We start from the raw sequence: 18,206 nt of genomic DNA, 5'->3' as shown, positions 1-18,206 counted from the left end.
CGGCTGGAGAGCGCATGACGGAGCAGGACCTCGATCTCACCGGGCTGACTGCCGTACAACTCCTCGACGGTTACCGCAAGGGCGAGTTCAGCCCCGTCGACGTGACTCGAGCGGCGCTGGAACGGGCCGAGCGGATCCAGCCGGAGGTGAACGCGTTCGTACGGCTCACCGCCGACGAGGCCCTCGCGCAGGCGACGGCGTCGGCGGACCGCTGGCGGCGCGGCGAGCCGGCCGGTCTGCTGGACGGCGTGCCGGTGACGGTGAAGGACATCCTGCTGCTGCGCGGGGCGCCGACCCTCAAGGGCTCCAAAACCATCTCCGAGCAGGGCCGCCTGGACGAGGACGCGCCGTCCGTGGCCCGGCTGCGCGAGAACGGCGCGGTCTTCCTCGGCAAGACCACGACCCCGGAGTTCGGCTGGAAGGGCGTGACGGACTCGCCGCTGAACGGCGTGACCCGCAACCCGCACGACCCGACCCGCACCGCGGGCGGCTCGAGCGGCGGCGCGGCGGCGGCCGTGGCACTGGGCGCGGGTCCACTGGCCCTCGGCACGGACGGCGGCGGCAGCGTCCGTATCCCGGCGGCCTTCTGCGGGATCTTCGCCCTGAAGCCGACGTACGGCCGGGTGCCGCTGTACCCGGCGAGCGCCTTCGGAACTCTCGCCCATGTGGGCCCCATGACCCGCGACGCGGCGGACGCGGCCCTGCTCCTCGACGTCATCGGCACCCCGGACTCCCGCGACTGGTCGGCCCTCGCCGCACCGCCCGGCTCCTTCGCGGCGGGCCTGTCGGGCGGGGTGCGCGGACTGCGCGTCGCCTACTCGCCCTCCCTCGGCGGCCAGGTCGCCGTCCGGCCGGCGGTCGCCGCGGCGGTCCGGCGGGCGGTGGAACGCCTCGCGGAACTCGGCGCGTACGTCACGGAGGCCGACCCCGACTTCACCGACCCGGTGGACGCATTCCACACCCTGTGGTTCAGCGGCGCCGCCCGCGTGACCCAGCATCTCGGCCCTCAGCAGCGGGAGTTGCTGGACCCCGGCCTGCGGGAGATCTGCGCCCAGGGCGCCCGCCTCACCGCCCTCGACTACCTGGCCGCGGTGGACGTCCGCATGGAACTCGGCCGCCGCATGGGCCACTTCCACGAGTCCTACGACCTCCTGGTCACCCCCACCCTCCCCATCACGGCCTTCGAGGCGGGCGTGGAGGTCCCGAAGGGGTCGGGCCACCGCCGTTGGACGGGGTGGACGCCCTTCACCTACCCCTTCAACATGACCCAGCAGCCGGCGGCGTCCGTACCCGTGGGCAAGGACGCCGACGGGCTGCCGGTGGGCCTGCAGCTGGTGGCGGCCCGGCACCGCGACGACCTGGTGCTGCGGGCGGCGCACGCGCTGTACGAGGCGGAGGTCGCCGACACGGCCCTTTCCGTCACGCCCTCCGGAAGCTGAGCGTCTCCCCCGCCGCCCCCGTCCGCCACAGGTCGTTGCAGGCGTCCGCCAGTTCCGGCAGGCCCTCGACGACCTGCCCCCAGACGATGCCCGGCACCCATCCCACGTCACCGTTGAGCAGCAGGTTGTTGCGTTCGTAGAAGAGGGCGAGGTCGACGACGGTCGTGCCGGGGCGCACCTCGCGGTCGTAGCCGTAGGACTTGGTGCCCAACTCCGCTCCGGCGAAGGAGAAATAGCAGAGATCGCCGGGGATGGGAGTGACTGTCGGGTTTTCCAGGGGTGGCTCGGATTGGGCGAAAGGCGGGAAAAGGGCGTAGATCTCGTTGCGTGCGTATTTCGCGTGGTAGACGTCGCCGGCCAGAGGCAGGGCGTCCCAGACGGCCGCGCAGGTGATCGGCGCGCGGTCGTCGAGGAGCTTGGCGGTGCAGGTGATACCCCGCTTGACCAGGGAGACTTCGATGTAGCGATCAACCATGCGTTCCATGGTCCCCCGCCGGTCAAGAGGGCCTTGTCGAAGATCGGGGCCGAAATCGGCCTGCATAACTCGCATGCTCTCGGGTAGCCGCGCCGCCATGGCTCCACCACTGGAACATGGCACACACACGTCCGGGACCACACGCCGGTCGCTGCTCGCGGGGGTAGCGGCGCTCGGTGCGCTGGGTGCCGCCGGGTGCTCGCGCGTGGCCACCGCGTCGAGCATCGAGGGCGGTGAACTCCTCGACCGGCTGAAGGCGGCCGGTGTCGTACGGCTGGGAATCGCCGGTGAGATTCCCTTCGGGTACATCGACAAGAACGGCGAGATGACCGGCGAGGCGCCGGAGCTCGCGCGGGTGATCTTCAAGCGGCTCGGGGTCGACAAGGTGCAGCCCGTGCCGACCGAGTTCGGGTCGCTCATTCCGGGGCTGAACTCGCAGCAGTTCGACGTCGTCGCCGCCGGGATGTACGTCAATCCCGAGCGCTGCGAGCAGGTCATCTTCGCCGACCCCGACTACCAGATGCTCGACTCGTTCATCGTCCGCAAGGGCAATCCGAAGGGGCTGCACGACTACAAGGACGTCGTCGGGAAGAAGGCCAGGTTCGCCACCGGCACCGGGTACGCCGAGATCCAGTACGCCGTGGACGCGGGGTACAAGGAGAGCGACATCCTGATCGTGCCGGATCAGGTGGCCGGGCTGAACGCCGTCGAGGCGGGCCGTGTCGACGTCTTCGCCGGGACCGCGCTCACCACCCGCGAGGTGGTGAAGAAGTCGAGCAAGGCCGAGGCCACCAAGGCCTTCGCCCCGCTCGTGGACGGCAAGCCGCATGTGGACGGGGGCGCCTTCGCCTTCCGGCCCACCGAGACCAATCTGCGGGACGCCTTCAACGTCGAGCTGCGGAAGCTGAAGAAGAGTGGGGAGTTGTTCCGGATCCTCAAGCCCTTCGGGTTCACCGAGGCCGAGATGACCGACCTCACCGCGAAGGAGTTGTGCGGCGGATGACCTCAGGACTCTGGGAACTCGTACTCAAGGGGATATGGACCACCGTCCAGCTCCTGGTCTTCAGCTCGCTGCTCGCCGCGGCCGTGTCCTTCGTCGCCGGCGTCGCCCGCACCCACCGGCTGTGGATCGTCCGCTTCCTCGCGGGCCTCTACACCGAGGTGTTCCGCGGGACCTCCGCGCTGGTCATGATCTTCTGGACGTTCTTCGTACTGCCGATCGCCTTCGGCTGGCAGCTGGTCCCGATGTGGGCGGGCACGCTCGCGCTGGGGCTGACCTATGGGGCGTACGGCTCGGAGATCGTCCGCGGCGGGCTGCAGGCCGTCGACCCGGCACAGCAGGAGGGCGGGATCGCGCTCAGCTTCACGCCCTGGCAGCGGATGCGGCTGATCCTGCTGCCGCAGGCGGTGCCGGAGATGATCCCGCCGTTCTCCAACCTGCTGATCGAACTGCTCAAGGGCACCGCGCTGGTGTCGGTGATGGGCATGGGCGACCTGGCGTTCAGCGGCAACCTGGTGCGCCTGGCGTTGCAGGAGAGCGCGGAGATCTACTCGTATCTGCTGGTGATCTATTTCGTGATCGCCTTCCTGCTCACGCGGGTGATGCGGGGGCTGGAGACGAAGCTGAAGTCGGGCGTCGGGAAGGCGCCACAGCGCGGGGTCGGCGCGCATGAGCTGAAGCGTGCCGAGACGACCGGGGTCGGAGGTGCTGTCTCGTGAAGTGGGACTGGGACGCGGTGAGCGGCTTCATGCCGCACTTCTGGGACGGCCTGCTGGTCACCCTGCAGGCGCTGGTGCTCGGCTCGCTGATCTCCTTCGCCCTCGGCCTGGTGTGGGCGCTGCTGATGCGCACGCCGACCCGCTGGGTACGCTGGCCGGTCGGGGTGATCACGGAGTTCGTGCGCAACACCCCGCTGCTGGTGCAGCTGTTCTTCCTCTTCTATGTGCTGCCGGAGTGGGGCGTGACCCTGTCGGCGCTGGCCACCGGTGTGGTCGGCATCGGGCTGCACTACTCGACGTACACGATGCAGGTCTACCGCGCCGGCATCGAGGCCGTGCCGCCCGGCCAGTGGGAGGCGGCCACGGCGCTCAACCTGCCGGTGGCCCGGACCTGGCGGGTGGTGATCCTTCCGCAGGCGATCCGCCGGGTGGTGCCGGCGCTCGGCAACTACGTCATCGCGATGCTCAAGGACACGCCGATGCTGATGGCGATCACCGTGCTGGAGATGCTCGGGCAGGCGCGGCTGTACTCCCAGGAGCACTTCCAGTTCACCGAGCCCCTGACCGTGATCGGCGTGGCCTTCATCCTCATTTCCTACCTGGCCTCCCTTCTCCTGCGAGCACTGGAGCGACGTCTTGTCCACTGACGCCCCCCTGATGAAAGAGCCCGACGCCAACGCGAACCCGCCGGTGGACGGCAGCGAGCTGATCCGCCTGGAGCAGGTCACCAAGCGGTTCGGGGACAACACCGTCCTCGACCACCTCGACTTCTCCGTCGACGCGGGCAAGCACGTCACCCTCATCGGCCCCTCCGGCTCCGGCAAGACCACGATCCTGCGGCTGCTGATGACGCTGACGAAACCCGACGAGGGCACGATCACCGTCGACGGGCAGCAGCTGTTCCCGGCGCCGGAGAAGCAGGTCCGCGAGGTCCGCAAGAAGATCGGGATGGTGTTCCAGCAGTTCAACCTGTTCCCGAACATGACGGCCCTCAGGAACATCACCGAGGCCCCCGTCACCGTCCTCGGCATGTCCAAGGACGAGGCGGACGAGCGCGCCCGCGACCTGCTGGACCTGGTGGGCCTCGCCGACAAGGCCGACGCCCGCCCCAGCCAGCTGTCCGGCGGTCAGCAGCAGCGGGTGGCGATAGCCCGGGCACTGGCGATGCGACCCCAGGTTCTGCTGCTCGACGAGGTGACCTCGGCGCTGGACCCGGAGCTGGTCGCGGGCGTCCTGGACGTGCTGCGGAACATCGCCCGCACCACCGACATCACGATGCTCTGTGTGACCCACGAGATGAACTTCGCCCGGGACATCTCCGACCAGGTCCTGATGTTCGACTCCGGCCGGGTCATCGAGTCGGGAGCGCCGGAGAAGATCTTCAGCGAGCCGGAGCACGACCGGACGCGGGAATTTCTCAGCGCGGTCCTGTGACTACAAGAGGTGAACATGGTTCAATTCCCGAGGTCCGGGGACAGGCTCATGACATCGGCATATGCCAGAGTGCCAGTGCCCCTGCTGAGAGGGCTGCGATACCGACGTAATCTCGTCAACAGCCGCTCACTCCAAGCGTCTTGCCCCTTATCGTGGAAGGGATTCGCTGTCCGGATTACGGCCCAGTTGTAAGAGCGACCGAGCGAGCGCAGGGGGAAGACCGTGGCGCTGATGCACGAGCCGACCGCGCCGTACCACTCGGCCCAGGACGCCCTGCGCGTCCTGGAGACCGTGGCGCGACACACCACCGGAGTCACCGACACCCGACTCGCCCGCCTGACCGGCCTCAGCCCGGAGCGACTGACCACGCTCCTGAGGATGCTGCGCCGCGAGGGCTACGTCGAGCAGGTCACCGACGGGGCGTACGTCACCGGGGCGGCCCTGCGCCGCCTCGGCTCCACCCAGGACCGGGATCAGGCACTGCGCGAGAAACTCCAGCGCACCCTGGACCGGCTGCGCGACTCGATCGGCGCCGCCGTCTACATCAGCCGGTACGTGGACGGCGAGGTCACCATCGCCCAGTACGCCGACGGCCCCGCCACCCCCTCGGTCAACGAGTGGGTCGACTTCCGCTACTCCGCCCACGCCACCGCGCTCGGCAAGAGCCTGCTCGGCCAGCTCGACCACAACGGCCGCCGGGACCACCTCTCCCGCCACAAGATGGCCCGCCTCACCTCGCGCACCATCACCAGCGACAGGCTGCTGCTCTCCCGCCTGGAGACCCAGCCGCCGACGGTGCCCCACCTCGACCTCCAGGAGTACGCCGTCGGCACGGTCTGCGCGGCCGTCCCGATCACGGCCGGTTCCTCGGTCGGCTGCCTCGCCCTGTCCCTGCCGGTGCAGCACGCCCACCGGCTCCGCCAGGCCGCGGACAAGCTGAACCGGGGGGCGGCCCCGGTGCTGCTGTCCCTGGCGATCTAGGGCCCGGGGGGGGGGGGGGGGGGGGGGGGGGGGGCGGGGGGGGGGGGGGCGGGCACCGCCCCGGCGCCCCCCGCCCCCGCGCGCGGGCCGGGCCCCCCCGCCCCCCGCCGCCGCCCCCCCCCCCCCCCCCCCCCCCCCCCCCCCCCCCCCCCCCCCCCCCCCCCCCCCCCCCCCCCCCCCCAGGCCCAGGCCGAGCAGCGGGGTCGGGAGCACTGCTGGGGACCAGGTAGTATTTTCTCTGTCGTCGGCCGCGAAGAGCGGTCGGCGGGAGTCATGCGCCGCTAGCTCAGTTGGTTAGAGCAGCTGACTCTTAATCAGCGGGTCCGGGGTTCGAGTCCCTGGCGGCGCACAGCTGAAGGGCCTCTCGTGAAAGCGAGGGGCCCTTCGGCATTCGCCCAGGTCAGCGTCCGGCACTCCCTAGGGTGCGAGTCCGTCCGCCAGGTCGAACATCTCGTGGGCCACGGCCATGAAGCCGAGGCAGAACAGGATGATCATTCCGAAGAACACCAGCAGGCAGCCGGTGCCCGCCGCGAGCTTCCCGCGGGCCGGCGCCTTGGCCGTGGCCCGCTCCGGGCGGTCCCACACGTAGTGCACCGTGACGAGGTCGCCCTCGACGATCGTGCCCGGGCCGCCCGTCTCGTCGAACCGGACGACGCGGCCCTCACGGGTGGCGAACTCGTAGACGTGGTGCAGGGTGGTGTGCACGTGCCTGTCACCGCCGCCGCTGGTCGTCGTATACGTCCGCAGGCAGCGCGCCTGGGCCGTCAGGCCGCTGTTCCAGGCGCTGCTGACGTCCCGGGCGCGCCGGAGCACCGTGAACGCGCCGAAGCCCACGAGCCCGATCATGAGCAACGGCACGACGTAGAAGAACGCTTCCATGGTGTCCCCCGATGTTCGTCGCCGTCACGTTCGGCGGCGTGTGGGGAACGTACCCGCGGGGGATGCCGGACTTGCTCAAGTAACGCTCAGAGTTCCGGCGCCCCCGCGGGCAGCGGGGCGGCTGTCAGAACGTGACGTCCGAGCATGCGTAGAAGGCGTTGGTCGTGTCCGCGACCGTCCACACCGCGACGATGACGTGGCGGCCGCTGAGGCCGGACGGCAGGGTGCCGCTGTGGGAGAGCGTGGACGGGGGTCGCTGGCCGCCGTAGGGGACGGTCAGGAACGGGGTGAGGTTGAGGTCGGAGCGGGCCAGGTTGTGGTTCTGGTTCCAGCCCGCCTCGGTGACGTAGTACTTGAAGTCGGTCGTGGCGTGCATGGCCGTGAACTGCCAGCGGAACGTGTAGCTCTGGCCGCCCGTCACCTTCGTCGTCGGCCAGGCGCCGCCAGACGGGGTCTTAGGGCTGTCGAGCTGTGCGAAGCGCGTGTTGCCGCCGGAACATATCCGGCCGTCGGCCGGGCCGGATCCAGGGAAGCCCTTCGGGCCCTCGACGCTCTGCGGCTCCCACTGGATGTCGCCGCAGTTGGTCACGGAGCCGTTCTGGCAGAGCTTCTGACGGCTGATGGGGAGGTCGGTGTAGCCGTGGCCGCTCGCGGCCCCGGACGAGAGCACAAGGGCTCCGGTCGTCGTGAGGCCGAGCGCGGCGGCGTACCACCTGGTCTTTTTGCGCATGCTGCCGCTCCTGGAGAACGTGGGGGAAGTTCAGTGAGCTGTGCAGGTAGGTCTAGACCAAGTCCCAGATTATTGCCGCCCGATAGACATGTCCAGACCAATCACCGCCCCGACTCTCCGCGCCCCGCGCAGAACGCCACCGTCAAGTCCTTGACCAGCGCCTTGCGTTCGTAGTCGTCCAGTTCCACCAGCCCTCGCATGGCCAGCCGCGTCACCGTGTCCTCGACCGAGTCCACGACCGACGTGAGCACGCTCGACCGGTGCTGGGCGTCCAGCGCCGCGATCCGGCGGCGGTGCATCGCGGACGCGACCTCGGGCGCGTACTCCACCCGTACCGGCTGCACCGAGAACACCTCGACGCCGACCACCGCCGCGTCCGCCGCGACCAGCCGGGTCAGCGCGTCCCCGGCCGTCTCGGCGGGCCCCCGGCCGGATCCCGGCATCTCCACCGGCACCCGGGCCAGCCCCGCCTCCACGCACTCGCGCAGATACGTCTCGTGGTCCTCGACGCCCAGCGTGGCCCGCGCGGTGTCCCGCACCCGCCACACCACCAGGACCACCGCCCGGAGCGCGACCCCGCTCGCGTCGGCCGCGGGCATCGGCTCGCTGCGCCAGTGCCGCAGCCGTACGTCCACCCGGCGGCGCAGCAGCAGCGGGTTGACCCACATCAGGCCGGTGCGCCGGACCGTACCCCGGTAGCTGCCGAACAGACCGAGCACCCAGGCCCACCCGGTCCGCCCCCGGGCCAGCCCGCCGAAGCCGAACAGCGCGAGGGCGCCCGTACCCGCGTACGCCCCCCACTGCACGGGACCGAGGCCCGCACCGGCGGACAACGGCAGCCCGAGCGCCTGCACCACGAGCGGGGGCAGCACGCCCGCCCACCACCACGTGGCCAGACAGCCGGCCACCCCGCAGGCACCGGCGAGCACGCCCGCCGCGCCCGGCAGCACCCGCGCGGGCCGTTCCGTCAGCGCGGGGTCGACCTCCGCGGCGGGCCGGGGCTCCGAGGGCAGCTGCCGCCTGAAGCGGGGCTGCTCCCCCGTCCCCTGCCGCCGCCCCACGACGGCGGGCTTCAACGACACCGACACCGGGCCGGGTTCGTCGCGGAACAGCAGGTTGACGGGGATCTCGGTGGTCGCCTCGTTCTGGATGAGCCGGGCGGGACGGTGGGGCCCCTCGGACTCGGGGATGTGTTCGGGCGTGTGTGAAGTGGTCGTACTCATGCGTGCCTCCAGCCTCCGCGCCAGACAGGCCATGACAGTGCGTCGGATTACGAGCAGGACGTGGGAGTGCGAGCAGTACGGCTGCTCACGAGCAGTGCGTGGGCCTCCTACGAAAAGAGCCGCCGCCAGGTCTCCGGACCCGGGTAGCCGTCCGCCGCGCCGCCCCGCCAGCCCTGGGCACGCTGGAAGGCCTCGACGCCTCGCCGGTCCGCCTCGCCCCAGCGCGGTCCCGGGCCGGTCGCGTAGTACTTGCCGAATCCCTTCTTCACCAGCTGCTTCCCGAGCTGGGTGACGTACTGGTTGGTCGCCCCGGGCCGGAACATCGCCCGCCCCGGATAGCCGGGCACCCCGTGGGAGGAGGGCGCGGGAGACGCGGCCGCCCCGGCCGTGACGTCCCTGCCCTGCCCCGTCACCAGCAGCGCCCAGGTCCGCGGACCCGGCAGCCCGTCCGCGCCCGGGCCCCGCCAGCCCTGGGCCTGCTGGAAGGCCCGGGTCGCCCTGCGGTCCGCGTCCGACCAGCGCGGGCCGGGACCGGAGGTGTAGTAGCGCCCTGCGCCGCGCTCGACGAGCATGCGGCCGAGCTGGGTGACGTACTTGTTGTTCGCGCCCGGGCCGAAGTACGCCGCTCCCGGGAACGGCGTCTCCACAGGGGCGGCCGGTTTCGCGGTGTCAGGCTTCGAGGGGCCAGGTTTCGGGGCATCAGGTTTCGCGGGGTCCGGCTCCGCCCCCGCCGTACCGCCCGCGAGGCCCTTGTAGCGGTAGGCGACGTACTGGCCGGAATGGCTCCAGTAGGCGTACGGGGTGGACTGGCGGCGGGCGTTCGGGCGGGTCTGCTCGTAGGCGACGTAGTAGGTGTGCGTGTAGTCCGTCCAGCCGCCGAAGATGACGACGTGGGAGCCCTTCTGGGGGTCCGTCGGATTGTGGAAGAGCAGGATGTCGCCGGGTTGCAGATCGTCCTTGGCGATCCGCACCCCGTACTGGCCGAGGCTGCCCGTCCACTCGTTTCCGGGGAGATTCCAGGCCATCGACACGAAGCCCGAGCAGTCCTGCCGGTACCCGTCGGACCAGTACCCGGTCATGCTGTACGGCACCTTCGCGGCGACCCACTGCTTGGCCCGCTTGACGATGTCCGCGCGGGTGGTCGTGGGCGCCTCCACGGTGGCCGGCCGACCGCCCGGGCCGTGCAGCGGGGCCGTGCCGCCCTGCGGGGTATCGGGCTCGTCACCTGCGGGAACGCCCGGACGAGCGGGCGCGTCGGGGGCGGCGAGGGCCGGTACCGTATGGCCAGAGACCAGCGCCGTGGAGACCGCCGCGGCGAGGATCAGCGCCCGGTGGGCGGCGGGATGGCGGCCGGCCGGGGATCTCGAGGCATGCGGCAGGACCCGCCGCCAGTGAACGCATCCGGGGCAGTCGCAGTCGCTCGCGGGGTCGAATTCCTCGAAGACCGGAGTCGTCATGCGATTCCCCTCACACTCCAGATGGAAATGTCCGCACCTGTGCATGTTCGCCAGTTTCTCAACTGTCTTCTCGACGCGCATGTTGACGGTCCGAACGATGTACGGCGACCCGCTCCCGGCCGGGCTCCGGCCCGCGCCGGTGGTCCGGGGCACTCTCCGCCATCCGGTAGAGTTGTGCAGGTCAGCGGGCGCCGCTAGCTCAGTTGGTTAGAGCAGCTGACTCTTAATCAGCGGGTCCGGGGTTCGAGTCCCTGGCGGCGCACAGACACGACAGGCCCCCCGCTCAGGCGGGGGGCCTGTGACGTTCCGGCCGGGGCCGTCGCCCGCCCTGCTGCCCACAATGGCTCCACAAGGTCCCCACAGGCGCCACAATGAACGCGTATGACCGGTAAACACCGCGTTTCGCATCTTGCGATCATGATGAACACCGTAGAACCCTGGATTTCAAGATGCTGCGCATTCGCGGCAGTTGGGGGGCAAGGAGCCGGTTGCCCGGTTGATCGGGGAGAGGGGCCCCGTTCACGACCGGATGCCGAGGGGGGCATCATGCAACCGGATGGTCGTGGTTCCGTGTCTTGTAAGTGTGGAGCATGTGGTGACTGCGACCCACCGCTGATACGACTGTGAAGGTCGAGGGGGACCCGAGCAGACGTAAGGAAACGACGAAACACGCGGCGTTCCCGCGTGTGGGGGGAATGACTCATGACGTCGACGCCGACGGGCGCCCGGCAGGACTTCGACCCGTCCGAGACCACCCAGCTCAGGGTGCCTTCACATCGAACCGGCTCGTTCCGCCGGATCAAGAAGACGCTGCCCAAGTACGACTACGAGCACTACAGCAGACTGGCCGGTCCCCTCACGCAGCCCGATCCGGGCCAGCCGTACAGGGTGCAGTACCGCTCTTTGATCTCGCAGGAACCGCACCGCATCAGGGTCGCACTGATGCTCGCCGCCGCGCCGCTGCTCTCGCTGGTGCTGCTGGGCTGGCTGCTCCAGCCCGAGCACTGGACCGAGCGCGACTACCCGGCCTTCTCCTGGCTGCCCGCGCTCGACATCGTCATGCTCGTCTCGATCGGCCTGATCGAGTTCTTCCGCTGCATGAACGTGCTGTCGAACGCGCACGCCACCCTGGTCGCCCGCGACCCGATCCCGGTGGTGCCCGAGACCGGCACCAGAGTCGCCTTCCTCACCTCCTTCGTGCCCGGCAAGGAACCGCTGGAGATGGTGACGAAGACCCTGGAAGCCGCGGTGAAGATCCGCCACCGCGGCCTCATGCATGTCTGGCTGCTCGACGAGGGCGACGACCCGGCCGTCAAGGAGGTGTGCGAGCGCCTCGGCGTGCACCACTTCTCCCGTAAGGGCGTCGCGAAGTGGAACCAGGCCAAGGGCCCGCACCGCGCCAAGACCAAGCACGGCAACTACAACGCCTGGCTGGACGCGCACGGCGACAACTACGACTTCTTCGCCTCCGTCGACACCGACCACGTGCCGCTGCCCAACTATCTGGAGCGGATGCTCGGCTTCTTCCGGGACCCGAACATCGGCTTCGTCATCGGCCCGCAGGTCTACGGCAACTACGACAACTTCGTCACCAAGGCCGCCGAGTCGCAGCAGTTCCTCTTCCACGCGCTGATCCAGCGCGCCGGCAACCGCTACGGCTCGCCGATGTTCGTGGGCACGTCGAACGCCGTGCGCATCAAGGCCCTCAAGCAGGTCGGCGGCCTGTACGACTCGATCACCGAGGACATGGCCACCGGCTTCGAGATCCACCGCCACAAGAACCCGGCGACGGGCAAGAAGTGGCGCTCGGTCTACACCCCGGACGTGCTCGCGGTCGGTGAGGGCCCCAGCGCCTGGACGGACTTCTTCACCCAGCAGATGCGCTGGTCCCGGGGTACGTACGAGACGATCCTCAAGCAGTACTGGAAGGGCTGGTACTCGCTGCCGCCGAGCAAGCTCTTCAACTACACGATGATGATCATCTTCTACCCGATGTCCGCCCTCAACTGGATCCTCGCGGCACTGAGCTGCGCGCTGTTCCTGGGCCTGGGCGCATCGGGTGTGAACATCGACCCGACCGTGTGGCTGATGCTCTACGGCAACGCCTCCGCGCTGCAGATCGGCCTCTACATCTGGAACCGCCGGCACAACGTCTCGCCGCACGAGCCGGAGGGCTCCGGCGGTGTGGCCGGCATGGTGATGTCTGCGCTGTCCGCGCCGCTCTACGCGAAGGCGCTGATCGACTCCGTGCTGCGCCGCAAGAGCAAGTTCGTGGTCACCCCCAAGGGCGACTCCGCGAGCCCGGACCGGTGGTTCGGAACCTTCCGGTACCACTGGTACTTCATCGCGCTCTTCGGTGCCTCGATCGTCGCCGGATTCGTCTTCGGGCACTCGCACCCCGCGATGATCACCTGGGCGATGTTCGCCACGCTGATCACCGCGACGCCGATCTTCGCCTGGCGCCACATGCTGCGTCAGGCGAAGAAGAAGCCGAACGTGCCCGAGCAGGAGCCGCAGGACGCGGCTCCGGTCGCCCACCAGCCCTCGGCTCCCGCGACTCCCGCGACTCCCGCGGGACCCTACGAGCCGCAGCCGCTGCCCGTGCAGCGCACTCCGGGTCAGCACGCCCCGCAGCCCAAGCCGAGCTGGGCCGCGTCGAACGGGACGGGCGACCAGACCATGCAAATCGCCCTTGGTGGACTTGGGGGACGTAAGGAATGAACGACCGTGCAGGCCGCCGCCGCGCCCGTCGACTCGCGATAGGTACGGCGGTGGTGCTCGCGCTGGCCGGGATGAACGGGCCGTGGCTGTACCGCTTCGGGACCGAGAAATACCACCAGTACCAGATCAACAAACCCGAGTACAAAGCCGAGAACGGCAAGTGGGAGACCATCCAGTTCCCGGAGGAGTACCGGCAGAACACCATTCACGCGGCGCTGCTGCGCACCGGCAAGGTGCTGCTCGTCGCGGGGTCGGGCAACAACCAGGACAACTTCGACGACAAGAAGTTCGACACCCGGATCTGGGACCCGGTCAAGGGCACCATCAAGAAGATCCCCACGCCCAAGGACCTGTTCTGCACCGGCCACACCCAGCTCGCCAACGGCAACCTGCTGATCGCCGGCGGCACCAAGCGGTACGAGAAGCTGAAGGGTGACGTCACCAAGGCCGGCGGCCTGATGATCGTCCACAACGAGAACCCGGACAAGCCGATCACGCTGCCCGCGGGCACCAGGTTCGTGGGCAAGGAGAACGGCAGGACCTTCGTGTCGAAGGACCCGGTCGTCGTCGAGCGGGCGACGAAGAAGTTCGACAAGACGACCGGTGAGTTCCTCGGCAACACTCCCGGCCTCGGCCGCATCTACGTCGAGGCGCAGGAGAGCGGCGCCAAGTACGAGACCGGCACGCAGGACAACTACACGATCCAGGGGCTGTCCGGCGCCGACGCCAAGAACACGTACGGCATCGCGCAGAAGCTCGCCCTCGACAAGAAGGACTTCCAGGGCATCCGGGACGCCTTCGAGTTCGATCCGATCGCCGAGAAGTACATCAAGGTCGACCCGATGAAGGAGGCCCGCTGGTACCCGACGCTCACCACCCTGAGCGACGGGAGGATCCTCAGCGTCTCCGGCCTCGACGACATCGGGCAGCTGGTCCCGGGCAAGAACGAGGTCTTCGACCCGAAGACCAAGAAGTGGACCTACCTGCCCAAGACCAGGCAGTTCCCGACCTACCCCGCGCTGTTCCTGATGCAGAACGGCAAGATCTTCTACTCGGGTGCGAACGCGGGCTACGGGCCGGACGACGTGGGCCGCGACCCGGGCGTCTGGGACGTGGACACCAACAAGTTCACCAAGCTGCCCGGACTCAGCGACCCGAACATGCTGGAGACCGCGGGGACCGTGCTGCTGCCTCCGGCACAGGACGAGAAGTACATGGTGATCGGCGGCGGCGGGGTCGGCGAGTCCAAGCTGTCCAGCAACAAGACGCGGCTCATCGACCTGAAGGCGGACGACCCGAAGTTCGTGGACGGGCCGACGCTGGAGAAGGGCACGCGATACCCGCAGGCCTCCGTGCTGCCGGACGACACCGTGCTGGTGTCGGGCGGTTCGGAGGATTACCGCGGGCGCGGCGACTCCAACATCCTGCAGGCGCGGCTCTACCACCCGGACACCAACACGTTCGAGGAGGTCGCCGATCCGCTGGTGGGCCGGAACTACCACTCCGGGTCGCTGCTGCTGCCGGACGGGCGGGTGATGTTCTTCGGGTCGGACTCGTTGTACGCGGACAAGGCGAACACGAAGCCGGGCGAGTTCGAGCAGCGGATCGAGATGTACACGCCGCCGTATCTCTACCAGGGTTCGCGGCCGTCGCTGTCCGGTGGGCCGCAGACCATCGAGCGCGGGGAGTCGGGGACGTTCACCTCGCAGCACGCGTCGTCGATCAAGTCGGTGCGGTTGATCCGGCCGAGCGCGTCCACGCACGTGACCGATGTCGACCAGCGCTCCGTCGCGCTGGACTACAAGGTGTCCGGGGACAAGATCACGGTGACCGTGCCGAAGAACAAGAACCTTGTCCAGTCGGGGTGGTACATGGTGTTCGTGAACGACGACCAGGGAACGCCGAGCAAGGCGCAGTGGGTGAAGGTGCCGTAGCGGTGAAGGTGCCGTAGCGGCAATACGCATTTGGGGGCGCTCTCCGTCACGGAGGGCGCCCCCAAATGCGTAGAAGGAACTACTTGGAAGCCTTGGCCAGCTTCAGTGCGTAGCCCGCCCACCACTCGCCCGCCTTCGGGCCGCCCTTGCACTCGCCGTCCGACTCTCCCGGGCGTTTGACCCAGAGGTAGGCGTCCACCAACGGATCCGCCGTCTTGGTCGTCGGGGTCTCCCCCAGCGCCCGGCCGGGCGGGTTGCACCAGCGTTCGTCGGCGTTGCCGCCCGTGTAGGGGCCGTCGCCGTTGCGGCTGGTGTCGATGACGAAGGGCTTGTCGCCCACCTTCGACGAGAGTTCCTTGCCGTAGGTGATGGAGTCCTGGGTGGAGTAGAAGTTGGAGACGTTGACGGAGAAGCCGTCGGCCTTTTCGATGCCCGCGCGCTGGAGGGGCTCGAAGATCTGGTCGGGATGGCCCCAGCCGACGTTGCCCGCGTCGAGGTAGACCTCGGTGTTCTTCAGGGCCGTGAGCTTGGCCACCGCCTCGGTGAGGAGGGCGTAGCGCTCCTCGTGGAACTCGTCGCCCGTGCAGCCGTCGACGAGGTGCAGTACGGCGTCCGGCTCCAGGATCACCGTTGCCGAGCGGTCGCCGATGCCCTTGGCCACGCCGTCGATCCAGGCCCGGTAGGCGTTGCCGTCGGCGGCGCCGCCCTGCGAGTACTGGCCGCAGTCGCGGTGCGGGATGTTGTAGAGGACCAACAGGGCCGTACGGTCGGCCTTCTCGGCGGCCTCGGTGAAGCCGCGTGCCTCCTGCTCCGGGTTCTCCACGCCGATCCACTCGCCGGTCGGCTGCTCGGCGATCTTGCGGATCTGCTCGGCCTGCGTCTTCTTGCCGGCCTTCTCGTAGGTGGCCACCTGCTGTGCCGCGTTGCTGTCCGGGTTGACCCAGAACGGGTTGGTCGCCTTGGGCTGTTGGGTGATCCCGGCGCCGGCGCTGTCGTTCTCCTTGCCCTCCCCGTCCCCCGATGACGAGGAACACCCCGCGATGAGCAGTGCCGCCCCCAGCACCGCCGCGGAAGCTCGTGTTCCAGCCCCCCTGCTGACGTACATCCAACTCCCCCTTGGGTGCACCGTTCCAAGGCTCAATCGTGACACACCCGTCGCGCCGACCACGATGCCGTCCAGGCCTTGTCCGAGAGCTGTTACACCCCGATGGTCGGGGAACTCGCGCGCCTGTACGGGGGCGCCCGTCATCAGAAGGAGAGAGATGAGCCGTCGTAGAAGACGAGCCGTCGTAGAAACCGCGAACCGCCTTGCCGGAGTCCGTATCACCAGCGCGGATGACGGAGAGCCACCGGGCCGGGACTTGGCGTCGACCGACCCCTAGGCCCTGGCGCTCATCCGTTCTAAAGTCTGCTCATACAGCCCCAGCCCCCGGCCACTCAAGCCTCCCGCGCCGGCGCCGGGTTACTCCCGCAGCCCGTGCGCGCGCGGTTGAGGACCAGCCCGGTCGGCGGCTTTGGAGGAGCGGGCCGCCGACCGGGCCGGGTTGCCCCGGATCGGTCCGTAGGGGCGTGCGTGTCAGGCCCGGTTGCGCCTGACCAGGAGGACCAGCGCGCCGCCGAGCAGCAGTGCGACCGCGCCCGCGGCGGCTGCCACGAACGAGGTGCCGCTGCCGCCGGTGCTGGCCAGGGAGCCGGTGTCGTCCGCAGCGTCGGTGGCGACCGTCTGCGTTCCGGGCGTGTTGCCGTCGGCCGTGGCGACGGTGGACGCCGACGCCGAGGCGCCCGGCGCCGGGGCGCCGCTGCCCTTGACCTTGACCGTGACGGCCGCGGTGTTGTTGCCCTGCTTGTCGTCGAAGCTCAGGGCGCTGCCGTTCGGCGTGGACACCTGGGCCTCACCGGTGGTGGTCACGGCGTTGTCGCGGATCTGCAGGCCGAACCGGTAGGAGCGGGTGTCCCCGACGGTGAACTGCTTCGGATCGGGGTAACAGAGGTACTGCGGTGCGCCCGGCGTCTTCTCTCCGGAACCGGACGACGCCTCCTGGACCCACACGCTGCAGCCGTCGGGGATCTCCACCGCCTTGGTGCCGGTGGGGACGGTCAGCACCAGCGTCGGAAAGAAGTCGCCGTTGAAGTAACCGACCCGGGCCGGGCCCTTGTTGCTCAGGGAGACGTCCACGTGCACCAGGTCGCCCGGTGCGCCCTCGGCGGTGTCGCCGCCCGCGACCATGTCGGCGGTGTTGGCGACGTCGAACCTCTGTCGGCCGATCTCCTGGCCGTCGGTGGCCGCGGCTCCGGCGGGGACGAGGGAGAGTGCGGGACCGTTCCCCGAGGGCGGTGTGCCGGCGCCGCCGGACAGGGGCAGGGCCTCGCGGCCGAAGTACTCGAGCAGGGCCTGCTTCGTCACGTCCAGTGCGACCGGCCGGTCCAGCCGGTAGCTCTTGCCGGGCTCGACGACCGTGTCGAACGTGCACAGCGCCTGCTGGGTCGCGTAGTACTCGTTCGGGCCGCTGGTGACCGTGGAGTACACGCAGTTGGAGAAGCGGTCCGTGTACGAGAGCCCGAGAGTGGTGAGCATCCGCAACTGGACGCCGTCGGCGGGCAGGCTGCCGGTGTTGCTGATCGTGACCGGGGCTTCGACCGTGGATCCGGGCTTGTCGCCCTTCCGGTCGGGCAGCTTGTTCACCTTCAACTCGGTGGTTCCGGCCGTCAGTTTGATGGGGATCGAGACCACGGTGCCGTTGGACGACGTGCCGCTCAGGGTCACCGTGCCGGTGGTGCCGAGCGGGGTGCCGGGCTTGGCGTTCACATCGGCGATGTAGCCCGCGTTGTCGCCCTCGGGGACGTCCGCTCTCGCGGGCCAGGTGAAGGTGTCGACCGACTTCCCGTTGACCGTGACCCAGTCCTTGACATCGCTCAGGTCCGCGCTGATGGTGACGTCCTTGGCCGTGCCGGGCCCGTCGTTCTTCAGGCCCCAGCTGATCTGCGGCGGATCCTGGCTCGGCGGTACGGGCAGCCCGATGTTGTCGCTCCGCACGTAGATGTGCACGACCGGGCCGTCGGCCGCCTGGGCGGACGTGGCGGGCAGCCATGCGGCGACGGCGGCCGCGAAGGCGGCCAGAACCGCCCCCGCCTTGCGTCGGCGGTTGATCATCTCTGGGTCCCTCCCCGCGGAACGTCGTTCGCCCCGCCAGCCACTCAGACACCCGACAGCCAC

At 69.4% G+C, this 18,206-nt stretch carries 15 protein-coding genes and 2 tRNA genes; 10 read left to right on the top strand and 7 right to left on the bottom strand.

Annotated elements, in window-relative coordinates:
• Positions 1-14 precede the first annotated feature (14 nt).
• Positions 15-1,439 (top strand): amidase, encoded by a 1,425-nt coding sequence (locus tag ACFYO2_RS18870; RefSeq protein ID WP_388349970.1) that lies wholly within the window; start codon positions 15-17, stop codon positions 1,437-1,439.
• Here ACFYO2_RS18870 and ACFYO2_RS18865 read toward each other — a convergent pair.
• Positions 1,420-1,914, bottom strand: a complete 495-nt coding sequence (locus tag ACFYO2_RS18865) for a DUF3830 family protein (protein WP_388349968.1) — start codon at positions 1,912-1,914, stop codon at positions 1,420-1,422. The genes ACFYO2_RS18870 and ACFYO2_RS18865 overlap by 20 nt on opposite strands.
• 97 nt (positions 1,915-2,011) lie before the next feature.
• Between ACFYO2_RS18865 and ehuB the strand changes: the two genes are divergently transcribed.
• The 6 genes from ehuB (at position 2,012) to ACFYO2_RS18835 (ending at position 6,397) form a co-directional block, all read left to right on the top strand.
• On the top strand, positions 2,012-2,917 hold the full coding sequence (gene ehuB / locus ACFYO2_RS18860; protein ID WP_388349967.1) for an ectoine/hydroxyectoine ABC transporter substrate-binding protein EhuB: 906 nt from the start codon (positions 2,012-2,014) through the stop codon (positions 2,915-2,917).
• Complete coding sequence (gene ehuC / locus ACFYO2_RS18855; RefSeq protein ID WP_388349965.1) at positions 2,914-3,633, top strand: ectoine/hydroxyectoine ABC transporter permease subunit EhuC; 720 nt, start codon at positions 2,914-2,916, stop codon at positions 3,631-3,633. Before ehuB ends, ehuC begins: the two co-directional genes overlap by 4 nt.
• Positions 3,630-4,280, top strand: coding sequence for an ectoine/hydroxyectoine ABC transporter permease subunit EhuD (ehuD, locus tag ACFYO2_RS18850; protein ID WP_388349963.1), 651 nt, complete (start codon positions 3,630-3,632; stop codon positions 4,278-4,280). The genes ehuC and ehuD overlap by 4 nt, the downstream gene beginning before the upstream one ends.
• 10 nt (positions 4,281-4,290) lie before the next feature.
• Entirely contained in the window at positions 4,291-5,067 is a 777-nt protein-coding gene (ehuA, locus tag ACFYO2_RS18845) for an ectoine/hydroxyectoine ABC transporter ATP-binding protein EhuA (protein ID WP_388350389.1), read from the top strand.
• Between the two features lie 222 nt (positions 5,068-5,289).
• Positions 5,290-6,048, top strand: coding sequence for an IclR family transcriptional regulator (locus ACFYO2_RS18840; RefSeq protein ID WP_388349961.1), 759 nt, complete (start codon positions 5,290-5,292; stop codon positions 6,046-6,048).
• Between the two features lie 275 nt (positions 6,049-6,323).
• A tRNA-Lys gene (locus ACFYO2_RS18835) sits at positions 6,324-6,397 on the top strand.
• A 68-nt stretch (positions 6,398-6,465) separates the two neighbouring features.
• On the opposite strand, the gene ACFYO2_RS18830 is transcribed toward ACFYO2_RS18835, so the two are convergent.
• The 4 genes from ACFYO2_RS18830 to ACFYO2_RS18815 form a co-directional block, all read right to left on the bottom strand.
• A complete protein-coding gene (locus ACFYO2_RS18830; RefSeq protein ID WP_388349959.1) occupies positions 6,466-6,927 on the bottom strand; it encodes a DUF3592 domain-containing protein in 462 nt (153 codons plus the stop codon).
• A 124-nt stretch (positions 6,928-7,051) separates the two neighbouring features.
• A complete protein-coding gene (locus tag ACFYO2_RS18825; protein WP_388349957.1) occupies positions 7,052-7,657 on the bottom strand; it encodes a lytic polysaccharide monooxygenase in 606 nt (201 codons plus the stop codon).
• A 101-nt stretch (positions 7,658-7,758) separates the two neighbouring features.
• Positions 7,759-8,880: an SPFH domain-containing protein gene (locus ACFYO2_RS18820; RefSeq protein ID WP_388349956.1), complete on the bottom strand. Its 1,122-nt coding sequence runs from the start codon at positions 8,878-8,880 to the stop codon at positions 7,759-7,761.
• 107 nt (positions 8,881-8,987) lie between these two features.
• Positions 8,988-10,337 carry a peptidoglycan-binding protein gene (locus ACFYO2_RS18815; protein WP_388349955.1) on the bottom strand — a complete coding sequence of 450 codons (1,350 nt, stop codon included), beginning with the start codon at positions 10,335-10,337 and terminating at the stop codon, positions 8,988-8,990.
• A gap of 188 nt (positions 10,338-10,525) precedes the next feature.
• Here ACFYO2_RS18815 and ACFYO2_RS18810 point away from each other — a divergent pair.
• The 3 genes from ACFYO2_RS18810 to ACFYO2_RS18800 all read left to right on the top strand — a co-directional run bounded on the left by ACFYO2_RS18810 (position 10,526) and on the right by ACFYO2_RS18800 (position 14,992).
• A tRNA-Lys gene (locus ACFYO2_RS18810) sits at positions 10,526-10,599 on the top strand.
• A gap of 440 nt (positions 10,600-11,039) precedes the next feature.
• A complete protein-coding gene (locus ACFYO2_RS18805) occupies positions 11,040-13,058 on the top strand; it encodes a glycosyltransferase family 2 protein (RefSeq protein WP_388349953.1) in 2,019 nt (672 codons plus the stop codon).
• On the top strand, positions 13,055-14,992 hold the full coding sequence (locus ACFYO2_RS18800; protein ID WP_388349951.1) for a galactose oxidase-like domain-containing protein: 1,938 nt from the start codon (positions 13,055-13,057) through the stop codon (positions 14,990-14,992). Before ACFYO2_RS18805 ends, ACFYO2_RS18800 begins: the two co-directional genes overlap by 4 nt.
• Before the next feature lie 79 nt (positions 14,993-15,071).
• Here ACFYO2_RS18800 and ACFYO2_RS18795 read toward each other — a convergent pair whose 3' ends face one another.
• Positions 15,072-16,097 carry a glycoside hydrolase family 6 protein gene (locus tag ACFYO2_RS18795; protein ID WP_388349949.1) on the bottom strand — a complete coding sequence of 342 codons (1,026 nt, stop codon included), beginning with the start codon at positions 16,095-16,097 and terminating at the stop codon, positions 15,072-15,074.
• Between the two features lie 471 nt (positions 16,098-16,568).
• Positions 16,569-18,143 (bottom strand): LPXTG cell wall anchor domain-containing protein, encoded by a 1,575-nt coding sequence (locus ACFYO2_RS18790; RefSeq protein ID WP_388349947.1) that lies wholly within the window; start codon positions 18,141-18,143, stop codon positions 16,569-16,571.
• Positions 18,144-18,206: the final 63 nt, after the last annotated feature.

Origin of the sequence: Streptomyces sp. NPDC006602 (genome assembly GCF_042870385.1) — a bacterium.
In the GTDB taxonomy this organism is placed as follows: Bacteria; Actinomycetota; Actinomycetes; order Streptomycetales; family Streptomycetaceae; genus Streptomyces.
The sequence above is the reverse complement of the archived record's forward strand: the minus strand, read 5'-3'. Positions and strand labels throughout refer to the sequence as shown.

What these genes read in the sequence shown, in the direction of transcription:
- ACFYO2_RS18870 (WP_388349970.1), top strand. Translation starts at nt 15, where the DNA reads ATGACGGAGCAGGACCTCGATCTCACCGGGCTGACTGCCGTACAACTC.
- ACFYO2_RS18865 (WP_388349968.1), bottom strand. Translation starts at nt 1,914, where the DNA reads ATGGTTGATCGCTACATCGAAGTCTCCCTGGTCAAGCGGGGTATCACC.
- ehuB (WP_388349967.1), top strand. Translation starts at nt 2,012, where the DNA reads ATGGCTCCACCACTGGAACATGGCACACACACGTCCGGGACCACACGC.
- ehuC (WP_388349965.1), top strand. Translation starts at nt 2,914, where the DNA reads ATGACCTCAGGACTCTGGGAACTCGTACTCAAGGGGATATGGACCACC.
- ehuA (WP_388350389.1), top strand. Translation starts at nt 4,291, where the DNA reads ATGAAAGAGCCCGACGCCAACGCGAACCCGCCGGTGGACGGCAGCGAG.
- ACFYO2_RS18830 (WP_388349959.1), bottom strand. Translation starts at nt 6,927, where the DNA reads ATGGAAGCGTTCTTCTACGTCGTGCCGTTGCTCATGATCGGGCTCGTG.
- ACFYO2_RS18825 (WP_388349957.1), bottom strand. Translation starts at nt 7,657, where the DNA reads ATGCGCAAAAAGACCAGGTGGTACGCCGCCGCGCTCGGCCTCACGACG.
- ACFYO2_RS18820 (WP_388349956.1), bottom strand. Translation starts at nt 8,880, where the DNA reads ATGAGTACGACCACTTCACACACGCCCGAACACATCCCCGAGTCCGAG.
- ACFYO2_RS18815 (WP_388349955.1), bottom strand. Translation starts at nt 10,337, where the DNA reads ATGACGACTCCGGTCTTCGAGGAATTCGACCCCGCGAGCGACTGCGAC.
- ACFYO2_RS18805 (WP_388349953.1), top strand. Translation starts at nt 11,040, where the DNA reads ATGACGTCGACGCCGACGGGCGCCCGGCAGGACTTCGACCCGTCCGAG.
- ACFYO2_RS18800 (WP_388349951.1), top strand. Translation starts at nt 13,055, where the DNA reads ATGAACGACCGTGCAGGCCGCCGCCGCGCCCGTCGACTCGCGATAGGT.
- ACFYO2_RS18795 (WP_388349949.1), bottom strand. Translation starts at nt 16,097, where the DNA reads ATGTACGTCAGCAGGGGGGCTGGAACACGAGCTTCCGCGGCGGTGCTG.
- ACFYO2_RS18790 (WP_388349947.1), bottom strand. Translation starts at nt 18,143, where the DNA reads ATGATCAACCGCCGACGCAAGGCGGGGGCGGTTCTGGCCGCCTTCGCG.